Source organism: Streptomyces sp. NPDC042371 (assembly GCF_056437465.1).
On sequence record NZ_JBWKAP010000002.1, the window covers coordinates 751667 to 767106 of the forward strand.

Annotated in this window: 9 protein-coding genes; 2 read left to right on the top strand and 7 right to left on the bottom strand. The window is 66.7% G+C overall.

From position 1 onward, the window contains the following. The first annotated feature begins 45 nt into the window (after positions 1–45). Together AC068B_RS09240 and AC068B_RS09245 are read left to right on the top strand one after the other, a co-directional pair. Positions 46–1575: an ADP-ribosylglycohydrolase family protein gene (locus AC068B_RS09240; RefSeq protein ID WP_478670099.1), complete on the top strand. Its 1530-nt coding sequence runs from the start codon at positions 46–48 to the stop codon at positions 1573–1575. A gap of 4 nt (positions 1576–1579) precedes the next feature. Beyond that, the gene (locus tag AC068B_RS09245) at positions 1580–2083 is read left to right on the top strand and encodes a hypothetical protein (protein WP_478670102.1); all 504 of its coding nucleotides are present in this window, start codon (positions 1580–1582) and stop codon (positions 2081–2083) included. A 51-nt stretch (positions 2084–2134) separates the two neighbouring features. Here the strand turns inward: AC068B_RS09245 and tuf are convergent, their stop codons facing one another. The 7 genes from tuf to rplL all read right to left on the bottom strand — a co-directional run bounded on the left by tuf (position 2135) and on the right by rplL (position 15392). Continuing rightward, positions 2135–3328, bottom strand: coding sequence for an elongation factor Tu (gene tuf, locus AC068B_RS09250; protein ID WP_468555954.1), 1194 nt, complete (start codon positions 3326–3328; stop codon positions 2135–2137). Positions 3329–3471: 143 nt separating this feature from the next. Next, positions 3472–5598: an elongation factor G gene (fusA, locus tag AC068B_RS09255; protein WP_356251661.1), complete on the bottom strand. Its 2127-nt coding sequence runs from the start codon at positions 5596–5598 to the stop codon at positions 3472–3474. 39 nt (positions 5599–5637) lie between these two features. Further along, positions 5638–6108, bottom strand: coding sequence for a 30S ribosomal protein S7 (rpsG, locus tag AC068B_RS09260; protein ID WP_055553483.1), 471 nt, complete (start codon positions 6106–6108; stop codon positions 5638–5640). Between the two features lie 2 nt (positions 6109–6110). Further along, the gene (gene rpsL, locus AC068B_RS09265; protein WP_003948652.1) at positions 6111–6482 is read right to left on the bottom strand and encodes a 30S ribosomal protein S12; all 372 of its coding nucleotides are present in this window, start codon (positions 6480–6482) and stop codon (positions 6111–6113) included. A 456-nt stretch (positions 6483–6938) separates the two neighbouring features. Beyond that, complete coding sequence (locus tag AC068B_RS09270; RefSeq protein ID WP_468555951.1) at positions 6939–10853, bottom strand: DNA-directed RNA polymerase subunit beta'; 3915 nt, start codon at positions 10851–10853, stop codon at positions 6939–6941. Between the two features lie 96 nt (positions 10854–10949). After that, a complete protein-coding gene (gene rpoB, locus AC068B_RS09275; protein ID WP_468555949.1) occupies positions 10950–14435 on the bottom strand; it encodes a DNA-directed RNA polymerase subunit beta in 3486 nt (1161 codons plus the stop codon). Between the two features lie 573 nt (positions 14436–15008). Beyond that, positions 15009–15392 (bottom strand): 50S ribosomal protein L7/L12, encoded by a 384-nt coding sequence (gene rplL, locus AC068B_RS09280; RefSeq protein WP_356251670.1) that lies wholly within the window; start codon positions 15390–15392, stop codon positions 15009–15011. Positions 15393–15440 lie beyond the last annotated feature (48 nt).

The window sequence follows — 15440 nt, forward strand, 5'->3', positions numbered from 1 at the left end:
GGTGCGGTCGGCGCGCCGGGCCTCCGTTCGTGCAGGGTGGGCGGGGTGAGTGATGCAGCTGCCCCCGGCCCAGGCGCCGGTTCCGACCCCCGCTCCGCGCCGCGCTTCGTCCCGCGGAAGCACATCAACCCCCACTTCGAGGACGACCTGGCGTTCTCGTACGTGAGCGGCCCTGCCGAGTACGCGCACGAGAGCACCCGTCCCGTCCGGTACCTCGCGGCGGCGGACGAGCACGGCACCGTCACCACCTACGTCTGGGCGAGCGACGGTGACGACGCAGCCGGGTGGATCGTCCGCAGGGACGCCGGGAACCAGGCGGTCAACGACGGCCGGTGGATGCGGCGGCTGCGCGACGGCAAGGAGCGGGGCATCGCCCCCACGGCGGTCCTGCACGAGCTGATACGGGACGTCCCTGCCGTGGTGCCCGGCTCGCTCACGACGGCCCCGGACCTGGCTTCCCTGTACGACCTGGCGGACCAGCCCTTCCGACGGCCCGTGTGGCGGTCGCCCGGCGCCGCCCTGCACGGCCTCGCCATCGGCGACGCGATGGGCCGTCCCCTCTCGCTCCTGCCCATGGACCGCATCACTGCGCTCTACGGCACCTGGGAGTCCATGGAGCTGCCGCTCTCCGGCGACGGCACGGTCCGCGTCTCCGACCAGACGCAGCTCGCCCTGGCCATCGCCGAGGCACTGGCGGAGGTCGCGGTGCAGGCCGCCGTGCCGGAGGCGGAGGCCCGCCGGGCCCTCACGCTGCGGGGCGCCCTCCCGGCCCCGCCCTGGCTGACCCCTGCGGCGGTCACCACGGCCCTGCGCACGCACTTGGTCAACTGGCTCCGCTCCCCCGACAACGACCGCTCCCCCGGCCGTACGACACTCGACGCCTGCACGGCCCTGACGGCCCCCGCCCCCTGGCAGCAGGCATCCGCCATCGGTTCCAAGGGCTGCGCCGCGGTGGTCCGGGCGACGGCCGTGGGCCTGGCCCCCCACCTGACCCCCGACCAGCGCTCGGGCATCGCCCAGCTCCAGGCGGCCCTCACCCACGGCCACCCCACCGCACTGGCCGCGAGCGACCTGGCGGCCCACGCGGTCGACCTCCTCGCCCACCGCTGCGCCCCCGCCGACCTGCTGCCCCGCCTGCGCGCCCACGCGCAGATGTCCCGCTCCGCGTACCGCACGGACTGGCTCGGCGACCTGGCGGCGCGGGCCGGGGCCCGTAACCCCGCTAAGTTCATCGCGGCGGGCTGGGACGAGTGCCTGGCGGCACTGTCGGCCGTGGACACCGCGGTGGGGGCGGGCGCCCCGCGCCATGAGCCCGGCCGGGCGGTGGGCGCGGCCTGGACGGCCGACGCGGTCCTCGCCGGTGCCCTGTACGCCTTCCTCACCACGGACAGCCACCCGCGCAACGCCCTCCGCCGCGCGGCCCACACGTCGGGCGCCTCCGCGGCGACGGCAGCGCTGACCGGGGCATTCGCCGGAGCGCGCCGCGGGCCTTCGGGGTGGCCGCCGGAGTGGGTGGACGCGGTGGAGTACGGGGAGCGGCTGGGGGCCTTGGGCCGCTCCTGGAACCGGTCCTGAGCCCGTGATGTACAACCTGCTGGTCACCGAGACGGCGGGTCCCGGCAGGATCGCCGCGGTCCTGGCATCGGCCTTCGGCGTCGGCGTCCAGGACGTGGATGTCGCCGACTCCCTGGGCGATCCCGACGCACGGAACTGGGACGCCCCCGTGTCGTGCGAGTACACCAGGCTGCGCGGGCACCTGGCGTGGTCCTACGAGATCTATGCGCAGGAGTCCGTCACCGCGCCGCCCGCGGAGTCGGCGCTGGCACGACAGGTCGCCGTGGCGACCGGGGCGGCGGTCCTGTTCCCCACCGAGGAGGTCCGGCCGAGCGCCTACTGGGCGGCGGTCCCCGACGGCCGCTTCACCAGGGCGCGCCTCTACGAACCCGACGACGAGACCCCCACCTATCGCGTCGACGCAGTCGAGTCCCCCGTGCCACAGCTGCCGGAGAGCCCGGCAGGCAAGCAAAAGGGCCCGTACGACCGAAGTCGTACGGGCCCTTCCGATACTGCGAGGTACTACTGAGCGCTCAGTTCAGAGCAACCGGGTTACCCCGATCAACGCGCAAGCGAATGCTTACTTGTTGATCTTGGTGACCTGGCCGGCGCCGACGGTCCGGCCACCCTCACGGATGGCGAACTTCAGGCCCTCTTCCATCGCGACGGGCTGGATGAGCTCAACGGTCATCTCAGTGTTGTCGCCCGGCATGACCATCTCGGTGCCCTCGGGGAGGGTCACGACGCCGGTCACGTCGGTGGTGCGGAAGTAGAACTGCGGGCGGTAGTTGTTGAAGAACGGGGTGTGACGGCCACCCTCGTCCTTCGACAGGATGTACGCCTGGGCCTCGAACTCGGTGTGCGGCGTGACCGAACCGGGCTTGATGATGACCTGGCCGCGCTCGACGTCCTCGCGCTTGATGCCACGGAGGAGCAGACCGACGTTCTCACCGGCCTGGCCCTCGTCGAGCAGCTTGCGGAACATCTCGATGCCGGTGACCGTGGTGGTGGTCTTGTCCTGCTTGATGCCCACGATGTCAACGGTCTCGTTGACCTTGAGGATGCCGCGCTCGATACGACCGGTGACGACGGTGCCACGACCGGTGATCGTGAAGACGTCCTCGATCGGCATCAGGAACGGCTTGTCGACGTCGCGCTCGGGCTGCGGGATGTTCTCGTCCACGGCCTTCATGAGCTCGAGGACCGAGTTGCCCCACTCCTTGTCGCCCTCAAGGGCCTTCAGAGCGGAGACCTTGACGACCGGAAGGTCGTCGCCCGGGAACTCGTACTCGGAGAGGAGCTCACGGACCTCGAGCTCGACGAGCTCCAGGATCTCCTCGTCGTCCACCATGTCGGCCTTGTTCAGGGCGACAACGATGTACGGAACGCCGACCTGGCGGGCCAGGAGCACGTGCTCCTTGGTCTGCGGCATCGGGCCGTCGGTGGCGGCAACCACGAGGATCGCGCCGTCCATCTGCGCGGCACCCGTGATCATGTTCTTGATGTAGTCCGCGTGACCGGGGCAGTCGACGTGGGCGTAGTGACGCGCCTCGGTCTGGTACTCGACGTGCGCGATCGAGATCGTGATACCGCGCTGGCGCTCCTCGGGAGCCTTGTCGATCTGGTCGAAGGCCGAGGCCTCGTTCAGGTCGGGGTACGCGTCGTGCAGCACCTTGGTAATGGCGGCCGTGAGGGTCGTCTTACCGTGGTCAATGTGACCGATGGTGCCGATGTTGACGTGCGGCTTAGTCCGCTCGAACTTTGCCTTCGCCACTGAATCCTCCTGCGGAGTGGTTCTGTACGCCTTGCTTCATCGGCGCCAGGTGATCTTTGCTGGGAAGCCAGCCGCCGGGTTCCTGCCCTGCGGGGAAGAACCCCGGCGGATGGTGTCAAGCCTAAAGCGTGAACTCGGGTGAGTTACTCGCCCTTGGCCTTCGCGATGATCTCCTCGGCGACGTTCCGCGGAACCTCGGCGTAGGAGTCGAACTGCATTGAGTAGCTTGCGCGACCCGACGTCTTGCTGCGGAGGTCTCCGACGTAGCCGAACATCTCCGAGAGGGGCACGAGGCCCTTCACGACGCGAGCGCCGCTGCGCTCCTCCATGGCCTGGATCTGGCCACGGCGGGAGTTGATGTCACCGATGACATCGCCCATGTAGTCCTCGGGCGTGGTGACCTCGACGGCCATCATCGGCTCGAGCAGCACGGGGGACGCCTTGCGCGCGGCCTCCTTGAAGGCCTGCGAACCGGCGATCTTGAAGGCCAGCTCCGAGGAGTCGACCTCGTGGTAGGCGCCGTCGAGAAGCGTGATGCGAACACCAGTCATCTCGTAGCCCGCGAGGATGCCGAACTGCATGGCCTCCTGCGCACCGGCGTCCACCGACGGGATGTACTCCCGCGGGATGCGGCCACCGGTGACCTTGTTCACGAACTCGTACGACGCGTCGCCGTCCGTGATCGGCTCGATCGCGATCTGCACCTTGGCGAACTGACCGGTACCACCGGTCTGCTTCTTGTGGGTGTAGTCCACGCGCTCGACGGTCTTGCGGATCGTCTCGCGGTACGCGACCTGCGGCTTGCCGACGTTCGCCTCGACGCGGAACTCGCGCTTCATGCGGTCGACGAGCACCTCGAGGTGAAGCTCGCCCATACCACCGATGATGGTCTGGCCGGTCTCCTCGTCCGAGTGAACCTGGAAGGAGGGGTCCTCCTCCGAGAGGCGCTGGATGGCGACACCCAGCTTCTCCTGGTCGCCCTTGGACTTCGGCTCGATGGCGACCTGGATGACCGGCGCCGGGAAGTCCATGGACTCCAGGATGACCGGCTTCTTGTCGTCACAGAGCGTCTCACCGGTGGTGGTCTGCTTCAGGCCCATGACGGCGACGATGTCACCGGCGCCCACCGACGCGATCTCCTCACGCTTGTTCGCGTGCATGCGGTAGATCTTGCCGATGCGCTCCTTCTTGCCCTTGACGGAGTTCAGCACCGCGGTGCCGGCCTCCAGGCGACCGGAGTAGATCCGGACGAAGGTGAGCTTGCCGAGGTGCGGGTCGCTCGCGATCTTGAACGCGAGGGCCGACAGCGGCTCGTCGTCGGACGGCTTGCGCGAGACGACCGTCTCCGGGTCCTTGACGTCGTGGCCCTCGATGGCCTCGACGTCCAGGGGGGACGGCAGGTAACGCACGACCGCGTCGAGCAGGGGCTGGACGCCCTTGTTCTTGAACGCGGTGCCACAGAACACGGGGGTGACGGTGGTGTCGCCGCCCTTGCCGGAGGCGATGGTGATGCGACGGATCGCCGCGTACAGCTGCTCCTCGGTGGGCTCCTGGCCCTCGAGGTACAGCTCCATCATCTGCTCGTCGTTCTCGGCGACAGCCTCGAGGAGCTTGCCGCGGTACTCGTCGGCAGCCTCGGTGTGCGTGTCGGGGATGTCGACGATGTCGTAGGCCTCGCCCATCTTGGTCTCTGCGGACCAGACGAAGGCCTTCATCGTGACGAGGTCGACGACGCCCTTGAAGTCAGCCTCTGCACCGATGGGCAGCTGCATGACGATCGGGGTCGCACCGAGGCGGTCGACGATCATGTCGACGCAGCGGTGGAACTCGGCACCGGTGCGGTCGAGCTTGTTGACGAAGCAAATACGCGGGACGCCGTAGCGGTCGGCCTGACGCCACACGGTCTCGGACTGGGGCTCAACACCGGCGACACCGTCGAACACCGTCACGGCACCGTCGAGCACGCGGAGCGAACGCTCCACCTCGACGGTGAAGTCGACGTGGCCCGGGGTGTCGATGATGTTGATGGTGTGGTCGACGTCGTTCAGCGGCCAGTGACAGGTGGTGGCAGCAGAGGTGATCGTGATGCCACGCTCCTGCTCCTGCTCCATCCAGTCCATCGTGGCGGCGCCGTCGTGGACCTCGCCGATCTTGTACGACACACCGGTGTAGAACAGGATCCGCTCGGTGGTCGTCGTCTTGCCCGCGTCGATGTGGGCCATGATGCCGATGTTGCGCACCTTGGCCAGGTCAAGTGAAGTGGTAGCCATGTCGGCTCAGTCTTCTCTCGGTCTCGATGGGGGTAGCGACTACCAGCGGTAGTGCGCGAAGGCCTTGTTGGACTCGGCCATCTTGTGGGTGTCCTCGCGCTTCTTCACAGCGGCACCGAGGCCGTTGGAGGCGTCGAGGAGCTCGTTGAGCAGACGCTCGGTCATGGTCTTCTCGCGACGGGCGCGGGAGTAACCGACGAGCCAGCGCAGGGCGAGCGTGTTCGCACGGCCCGGCTTGACCTCGATCGGGACCTGGTAGGTCGCGCCACCGACACGGCGGGACTTGACCTCGAGGGTCGGCTTGATGTTCTCGAGCGCGCGCTTGAGGGTGATGACCGGGTCGTTGCCGGTCTTCTCCTTCAGGCCCTCCATGGCGCCGTACACGATGCGCTCGGCGGTGGAGCGCTTGCCGTTCAGCAGCACCTTGTTGATGAGGGAGGTCACCAGAGGAGAACCGTAGACCGGGTCGATGATGACCGGGCGCTTCGGGGCGGGGCCCTTACGAGGCATTCTTACTTCTCCTTCTTGGCGCCGTAGCGGCTTCGGGCCTGCTTGCGGTTCTTGACGCCCTGGGTGTCAAGGGAGCCGCGGATGATCTTGTAGCGAACACCCGGCAGGTCCTTCACACGGCCACCACGCACGAGCACGATGGAGTGCTCCTGCAGGTTGTGTCCCTCACCCGGAATGTAGGCCGTGACCTCGATCCCGGAGGTCAGACGCACACGCGCGACCTTACGGAGTGCCGAGTTCGGCTTCTTCGGGGTGGTCGTGAACACACGCGTGCAGACGCCGCGGCGCTGGGGCGAACCCTCGAGTGCGGGCGTCTTGTTCTTCTCGACCTTGTCCTGCCGGCCCTTCCGGACCAGCTGCTGGATCGTAGGCACTACTTCTCCGGTTTCTGTGTGCCGAATAGTAAAGCTAACCTGGAACGTCGCCGACCCACGCGGTCGGGTGTGTCGAATGCTGCAGACTCCCGCCGCAAGGCGGAAAGGGGCGCAGATTACGGTGGCCGTTCTAGGACTCCCGCTGCGGTTGAGGACACGCGCGCGAGCCCAGGCACACCCCAGGCACAAGGTCTGAGCGTACCTACCTCATCGGGTTCGGTCAAAACAAATGCGATGGGGGGCGACACGCCGGGCTTTTCGATTCGTCCGCGAACGCCCCTCGGCCCGCACGACGCCGCCCTCCGGGGCAACCGTGCCACCGACGGCGTGTCCGCCGCCCTGGTGGCCGCCGGGACGGCTCTGCGCCCGTCCTGTCCCGCCACCGGAGCCCGGAAACGCCGAAGGGCGCCCATCCCGCGTACGGGATGAGCGCCCTTCAACAGACCAACTCAGGCCTTACTGGTTGTACGGCCCGTAGTCGTAGTCCTCCAGCGGAACGGCCTGGCCGGAGCCCGTGCCGAACGGGGAGTAGTCGATGTCGTCGTAGCCGACGGCCGAGTACATCGCGGCCTTGGCCTCTTCGGTCGGCTCGACCCGGATGTTGCGGTAGCGGGAAAGACCCGTACCGGCCGGGATGAGCTTACCGATGATGACGTTCTCCTTGAGGCCGATGAGGCTGTCGGACTTGGCGTTGATCGCCGCATCCGTCAGGACTCGGGTCGTCTCCTGGAAGGAGGCGGCCGACAGCCAGGATTCCGTCGCCAGCGAGGCCTTGGTGATACCCATCAGCTGCGGCCGGCCGGAGGCCGGGTGGCCGCCTTCCGTGACCACACGACGGTTCTCGGTCTCGAACTTCGAGCGCTCGACGAGCTCGCCCGGCAGCAGCTCCGCGTCGCCGGACTCGATGATCGTCACGCGGCGCAGCATCTGCCGGATGATGATCTCGATGTGCTTGTCGTGGATCGACACGCCCTGGCTGTTGTAGACCTTCTGGACTTCGCCGACCAGGTGGACCTGGACCGCGCGCTGACCGAGGATCCGCAGCACGTCGTGCGGGTTGGTGGCACCGAAGGTGAGCTTCTGGCCCACCTCGACGTGGTCACCCTCACGCACGAGGACCTTGGCGCGCTTCGAGATCGGGAAGGGAGTCTCGTCGCTGCCGTCGTCCGGCGTGACGACGATCTTCTTGGTCTTCTCGGTCTCCTCGATACGGATGCGGCCGGCCGCCTCCGAGATCGGGGCGACGCCCTTGGGCGTACGAGCCTCGAAGAGCTCGACGACACGGGGCAGACCCTGGGTGATGTCGTCACCGGCCACACCACCGGTGTGGAAGGTACGCATCGTCAGCTGCGTGCCGGGCTCACCGATGGACTGGGCGGCGATGATGCCGACCGCCTCACCGATGTCGACCAGCTTGCCGGTGGCGAGCGAACGGCCGTAGCAGAAGGCACAGGTGCCGACCGCGGACTCACAGGTCAGGACCGAGCGGGTCTTGACCTCCTCGACGCCGTTGGCGACCAGGGCGTCGATGAGGACGTCACCGAGGTCGACGTTGGCCGGCGCGATGACCTTGCCGTCGATGACGACGTCCTCGGCCAGCATGCGGGCGTAGACCGAGGTCTCGACGTTCTCCGTCTTGCGGAGCACACCGTCCTCGCCCTTGACCGCGATCTTGAGCTTCAGACCGCGCTCGGTGCCACAGTCCTCCTCGCGAATGATGACGTCCTGCGAGACGTCGACCAGACGACGGGTGAGGTAACCGGAGTCGGCGGTGCGGAGAGCCGTGTCCGCCAGACCCTTACGGGCACCGTGGGTGGAGATGAAGTACTCGAGAACGGTCAGGCCCTCACGGAACGAGGCCTTGATCGGACGCGGGATGGTCTCGTTCTTCGCGTTCGACACCAGACCACGCATACCCGCGATCTGACGCATCTGCATCATGTTTCCTCGGGCACCCGAGTCAACCATCATGAAGATGGGGTTCGTCTTCGGGAAGTTCGCGTTCATCGCCTCGGCAACCTCGTTGGTCGCCTTGGTCCAGATCGCGATGAGCTCCTGCGTGCGCTCGTCCTTGGTGATCAGACCGCGCTCGTACTGCTTCTGGACCTTCTCGTCCTGGGCCTCGTAGCCCGCGACGATCTCCTTCTTGGCCTCGGGGACCACGACGTCGGAGATGGCCACGGTGACGCCGGAACGGGTCGCCCAGTAGAAGCCCGCCGCCTTCAGGTTGTCGAGCGTCGCCGCCACGATGACCTTGGGGTAGCGCTCGGCGAGGTCGTTGACGATCTCGGAGAGCTGCTTCTTGCCGACCGAGTAGTCGACGAAGGGGTAGTCCTCGGGCAGCAGCTCGTTGAAGAGCGCGCGGCCCAGGGACGTACGCAGCCGGAAGCTGTCGCCCTGCTGGTACGGCCGCTCCTCGACGCCCTCGTCCCCGGCCTCGGAGACCGGCGGGGTCCAGCCGCGCGGCGGGATGGTGCCCACCGGGAAGCGGATGTCGATGGACGACTGCAGCGCGAGCTCACCGGCGTCGAACGCCATGATCGCCTCGGCCGTGGAGCCGAACGCGCGGCCCTCGCCCTTGACGTCACGGAGCTCACCGTCGGTGGTCAGGAAGAACAGACCGAGGACCATGTCCTGGGTCGGCATCGTGACCGGACGGCCGTCGGCCGGCTTCAGGATGTTGTTCGAGGACAGCATCAGGATGCGGGCCTCGGCCTGCGCCTCCGCGGAGAGCGGCAGGTGCACGGCCATCTGGTCACCGTCGAAGTCCGCGTTGAACGCGGTGCAGACGAGCGGGTGGATCTGAATGGCCTTGCCCTCGACCAGCTGCGGCTCGAAGGCCTGGATGCCGAGGCGGTGCAGCGTGGGCGCACGGTTCAGGAGAACCGGGTGCTCCGCGATGACCTCTTCCAGGACGTCGTACACGACCGTGCGGCCGCGCTCGACCATCCGCTTGGCGCTCTTGATGTTCTGCGCGTGGTTGAGGTCGACCAGGCGCTTCATCACGAACGGCTTGAAGAGCTCCAGCGCCATGGCCTTCGGCAGACCACACTGGTGCAGCTTCAGCTGCGGACCGACGACGATCACGGAACGCGCGGAGTAGTCCACACGCTTACCGAGAAGGTTCTGACGGAAACGACCCTGCTTGCCCTTGAGCATGTCGCTCAGGGACTTCAGCGGGCGGTTACCGGGACCGGTCACCGGGCGACCACGACGACCGTTGTCGAAGAGGGCGTCCACGGCCTCCTGGAGCATGCGCTTCTCGTTGTTCACGATGATCTCGGGCGCACCGAGGTCGAGAAGGCGCTTCAGGCGGTTGTTGCGGTTGATCACGCGGCGGTACAGGTCGTTCAGGTCGGAGGTCGCGAAGCGGCCACCGTCCAGCTGCACCATCGGACGCAGGTCCGGCGGGATGACCGGCACGCAGTCCAGAACCATGCCCTTGGGGCTGTTGCTGGTCTGCAGGAACGCGGAGACGACCTTGAGGCGCTTGAGCGCACGGGTCTTCTTCTGGCCCTTGCCGGTACGGATGATCTCGCGGAGGCGCTCGGCCTCCTCGTCGAGGTCGAACGACTCGAGGCGCTTCTGCAGTGCAGCGGCACCCATCGAGCCGTCGAAGTACGTGCCGAAGCGGTCACGCAGCTCGCGGTAGAGCAGCTCGTCGCCCTCGAGGTCCTGGACCTTGAGGTTCTTGAAGCGGTTCCACACCTCGTCGAGACGGTCGATCTCGCGCTGCGCACGGTCGCGCAGCTGCTTCATCTCGCGCTCGGCACCTTCGCGCACCTTGCGGCGCACGTCGGCCTTGGCGCCCTCGGCCTCGAGCTCGGCCAGGTCGGTCTCGAGCTTCTTGGCGCGGGCCTCCAGGTCGGAGTCGCGACGGTTCTCGACCTGCTGGCGCTCCACGGAGACGTGCGCCTCCAGGGAGGGCAGGTCGCGGGTGCGGCGCTCCTCGTCCACGAACGTGATCATGTACGCCGCGAAGTAGATGACCTTTTCGAGGTCCTTCGGGGCGAGGTCGAGGAGGTAACCAAGGCGCGACGGGACGCCCTTGAAGTACCAGATGTGCGTGACAGGGGCGGCCAGCTCAATGTGACCCATCCGCTCACGACGCACCTTGGCGCGAGTGACCTCGACGCCGCAGCGCTCGCAGATGATGCCCTTGAAGCGGACACGCTTGTACTTGCCGCAGTAGCACTCCCAGTCCCGGGTCGGACCGAAGATCTTCTCGCAGAAGAGTCCGTCCTTTTCGGGCTTGAGCGTGCGGTAGTTGATGGTCTCCGGCTTCTTGACCTCGCCGTGGGACCACTGTCGGATGTCGTCCGCGGTGGCAAGGCCGATCCGCAGCTCGTCGAAGAAGTTGACGTCGAGCACTTTGTCGTCAATCCCTCTTTCGGGGTCGAGTCTCAATCATGGTCTGAACGGGTCCGGGGAGAGCCGGCCGGACACGAGGTCCGGCCGGCCAACCCGTCAGACCTCTTCGACGCTGCTCGGCTCGCGCCGGGACAGGTCGATACCGAGCTCCTCCGCCGCGCGGAAGACGTCCTCGTCGGTGTCACGCATCTCGATGGACATGCCGTCCGAGGACAGCACCTCCACGTTGAGGCAGAGCGACTGCATTTCCTTGATGAGCACCTTGAAGGACTCGGGAATGCCGGGCTCGGGGATGTTCTCGCCCTTGACGATGGCCTCGTAGACCTTCACGCGGCCGGTCACGTCGTCGGACTTGATCGTCAGCAGCTCCTGGAGGGCGTACGCGGCGCCGTATGCCTCCAGCGCCCACACCTCCATCTCACCGAAGCGCTGACCACCGAACTGAGCCTTACCACCCAGCGGCTGCTGGGTGATCATGGAGTACGGACCGGTCGAGCGAGCGTGGAGCTTGTCGTCGACCAGGTGGTGCAGCTTGAGGATGTACATGTACCCGACCGAGATCGGGTCCGGGAACGGCTCGCCGGAGCGGCCGTCGAACAGCTGCGCCTTGCCGGACGGGAGCACCATGCGCTCGCCGTCGCGGTTCGGGATGGTGTGCTGCAGCAGACCGGCGAGCTCGTCCTCACGCGCACCGTCGAAGACGGGGGTGGCGACGTTCGTGCCGGGGTCGACCTGGTCGGCGCCGATGGCCTGCAGGCGCTCGGCCCACTCGTCCGCGAGGCCGGAGACGTCCCAGCCGCGGCTGGCGAGCCAGCCGAGGTGGATCTCCAGGACCTGTCCCGGGTTCATTCGGGACGGCACACCCAGCGGGTTCAGGATGATGTCGACCGGAGTTCCGTCCTCGAGGAACGGCATGTCCTCGATCGGAAGGATCTTCGAGATAACACCCTTGTTGCCGTGACGACCGGCCAGCTTGTCGCCGTCCGTGATCTTGCGCTTCTGCGCCACGTAGACACGAACCAGCTGGTTCACGCCCGGCGGCAGCTCGTCGCCCTCTTCACGGTCGAAGACGCGGACGCCGATGACCTTGCCGATCTCACCGTGCGGCACCTTCAGCGAGGTGTCGCGCACCTCGCGGGCCTTCTCACCGAAGATCGCGCGGAGCAGACGCTCTTCCGGCGTCAGCTCGGTCTCACCCTTGGGCGTGACCTTGCCGACGAGGATGTCGCCGGCGACGACCTCGGCACCGATACGGATGATGCCGCGCTCGTCGAGGTCGGCGAGGACCTCTTCGGAGACGTTCGGGATGTCCCGGGTGATCTCCTCCGGGCCCAGCTTGGTGTCACGGGCGTCGACCTCGTGCTCCTCGATGTGGATCGAGGAGAGGACGTCGTCCTGCACGAGGCGCTGCGACAGGATGATCGCGTCCTCGTAGTTGTGACCCTCCCAGGGCATGAACGCCACGAGCAGGTTCTTGCCGAGGGCCATCTCGCCCTCTTCGGTCGCGGGACCGTCGGCCAGGACCTGGCCCTCGATCACGCGGGCGCCCTCGTCGACGACAACCTTCTGGTTGACGGAGGTGCCCTGGTTCGACCGGGAGAACTTGGCGATGCGGTACGTGGTGTACGTGCCGTCGTCGTTCGTGACCGTGACGTAGTCCGCGGAGACCTCCTGGACCACACCCGCCTTCTCGGCCTTGATCACGTCACCGGCGTCGACCGCGCAGCGGTACTCCATGCCGGTGCCGACGAGGGGGGCCTCGGCGGTGATCAGCGGCACGGCCTGACGCATCATGTTCGCGCCCATGAGGGCACGGTTGGCGTCGTCGTGCTCGAGGAACGGGATCATCGCGGTCGCGACCGACACCATCTGGCGCGGCGAGACGTCCATGTAGTCGACGTCCGTGCCGGGCACGTAGTCGATCTCTCCGCCACGACGGCGGATCAGGACGCGGGCCTCGGCGAAGTGGAGGTCGTCCGTCAGCGGCGCGTTGGCCTGCGCGATGACGAAGCGGTCCTCCTCGTCGGCCGTCAGGTAGTCGACGTCGTCGGTGACCTGGCCCTCGACGACCTTGCGGTACGGCGTCTCGACGAAGCCGAACGCGTTGACGCGGCCGTACGAGGCGAGCGAACCGATCAGACCGATGTTCGGGCCTTCAGGCGTCTCAATCGGGCACATGCGGCCGTAGTGGGACGGGTGCACGTCACGGACCTCGAAGCCGGCCCGCTCACGGGAGAGACCACCCGGGCCAAGCGCCGACAGACGGCGCTTGTGGGTGAGACCCGACAGCGGGTTGTTCTGGTCCATGAACTGCGACAGCTGCGAGGTGCCGAAGAATTCCTTGATCGACGCCACGACCGGGCGAATGTTGATCAGGGTCTGCGGCGTGATCGCCTCGACGTCCTGGGTCGTCATGCGCTCGCGGACGACGCGCTCCATACGAGCCAGACCCGTGCGGACCTGGTTCTGGATGAGCTCGCCGACGTTGCGCAGACGACGGTTGCCGAAGTGGTCGATGTCGTCGGTCTCGACGACGATCGACGTGCCGCTGTCGCCAACGGTCTCGACCTCACCGGCGTGCAGCTTCACCAGGTACTTGATCGAGGCGATGATGTCCTCGACCGTGAGGATGCCCGCGTCGAGCGGAGCGTCCGCACCCAGCTTCTTGTTGACCTTGTAGCGGCCGACCTTCGCGAGGTCGTAGCGCTTCGGGTTGAAGTAGAGGTTCTCAAGCAGCGTCTGAGCGGCCTCACGGGTCGGCGGCTCGCCCGGACGGAGCTTGCGGTAGATGTCGAGCAGCGCGTCGTCCTGGCCCTGGGTGTGGTCCTTCTCCAGGGTGGCGCGCATGGACTCGTACTCGCCGAACTCCTCAAGGATCTGCTCGGTCGTCCAACCGAGAGCCTTGAGCAGGACGGTGACCGACTGCTTGCGCTTGCGGTCGATGCGGACACCGACCATGTCGCGCTTGTCGATCTCCATCTCCAGCCAGGCACCCCGGGACGGGATGATCTTGGCGGAGAAGATGTCCTTGTCGGACGTCTTGTCGATCGAGGAATCGAAGTACACACCGGGCGAACGGACCAGCTGCGACACCACGACACGCTCGGTGCCGTTGATGACGAAGGTGCCCTTGTTCGTCATGAGCGGGAAGTCGCCCATGAAGACCGTCTGCGACTTGATCTCGCCGGTCTCGTTGTTGGTGAACTCGGCGGTGACGAAGAGCGGGGCGGCGAACGTGAAGTCGCGCTCCTTGCACTCGTCGATCGAGTTCTTCGGAGGCTCAAAACGGTGGTCGCGGAACGTCAGGGACATCGACCCAGAGAAGTCCTCGATCGGGGAGATCTCCTCGAAGATCTCCTCCAGACCGGACTTGGTGGGGACGTCCTGTCCGCTGTCCAGAGCCGCCTCGACACGAGCCTTCCACGCGTCATTGCCGAGCAGCCAGTCAAAGCTCTCGGTTTGCAGCGCAAGAAGGTTCGGAACCTCGAGGGGCTCCTTGATCTTTGCAAAGGAGATGCGCAGCGGGGCGGTGCTGGCGCCGTTGTTCGTATTCGCGGTCGAGGCAGTGCGCGAGGCGGCCAAGAGGGGGTCCTTCCGAGGGCTCGGACTCACTACGCGCGTACCGGTCCCAGGCTGGACACAGAGACAGACATCCCAGGTCAGGGAGAGTCAGGTCCACAGTGCTCAAGCATGGGCATGCCCCTGGTGACGGGCAGGAGGCAGCTAACAGGCAGCGCAAAGGGTCAGTGTAGCCACTCGGCCCACTGATGTCCAGTGCGGGTTTTTGAAGACCCTCGTTGTTCTCAACCCCTGCTGCAAGCCACGCCCTCGATGCACATCGATACTGCCCTCTTCGCCGCCGATCCATGCCTCGGATCCGGATCGTTGTCACGACGCGTCCTGAGAATTGCGCGCTGCGTGCGGTTCGTCAAGGCCCCCCTGCCCCGACATCACTCTGAGATCGTCACCGTCACGGGCCGTCCCGAGGCACAACGAAGATCACCATACTCGTCGGGACCGACATCGCAAGGCACCCTCCGCGGGAGCCCCGGGAACGCCGAAAGGCGACCACCCACATGGGTGATCGCCTTTGGCGGCCCGTGCGTTACAGCGTTACGCCGTACGTACGGGAAAAGAGTCAGACGACTCGTGAAGTCACTTGACCTCGACGGAGGCGCCGGCGCCCTTGAGGGACTCGGCAGCCTTCTCGGCGGCCTCCTTGGTGACCTTCTCGAGGACCGGCTTCGGGGTGCCGTCGACGAGGTCCTTGGCCTCCTTCAGGCCCAGCGAGGTGAGCTCACGCACGACCTTGATGACCTGGATCTTCTTCTCGCCGGCGCCCGTGAGGATGACGTCGAACTCGTCCTGCTCCTCAGCGGCCTCGACCGGGGCACCCGGGGCGCCCGGGGCGGCAACGGCGACGGCCGCGGCGGCGGTGACGTCGAACTTCTCCTCGAAGGCCTTCACGAACTCGGAGAGCTCGATGAGGGTCATCTCTTCGAACTGTGCGAGCAGGTCGTCCTGGGACAGCTTCGCCATGGTGGCGTCCTTCCACTAATTCGGCTGGTGCCGGGTGTATATGAAGGC

Excerpts from the sequence above, each read along its gene's own strand:
- fusA (WP_356251661.1), bottom strand. The coding sequence starts at position 5,598 with ATGGCTACCACTTCACTTGACCTGGCCAAGGTGCGCAACATCGGCATC.
- rplL (WP_356251670.1), bottom strand. The coding sequence starts at position 15,392 with ATGGCGAAGCTGTCCCAGGACGACCTGCTCGCACAGTTCGAAGAGATG.
- rpsG (WP_055553483.1), bottom strand. The coding sequence starts at position 6,108 with ATGCCTCGTAAGGGCCCCGCCCCGAAGCGCCCGGTCATCATCGACCCG.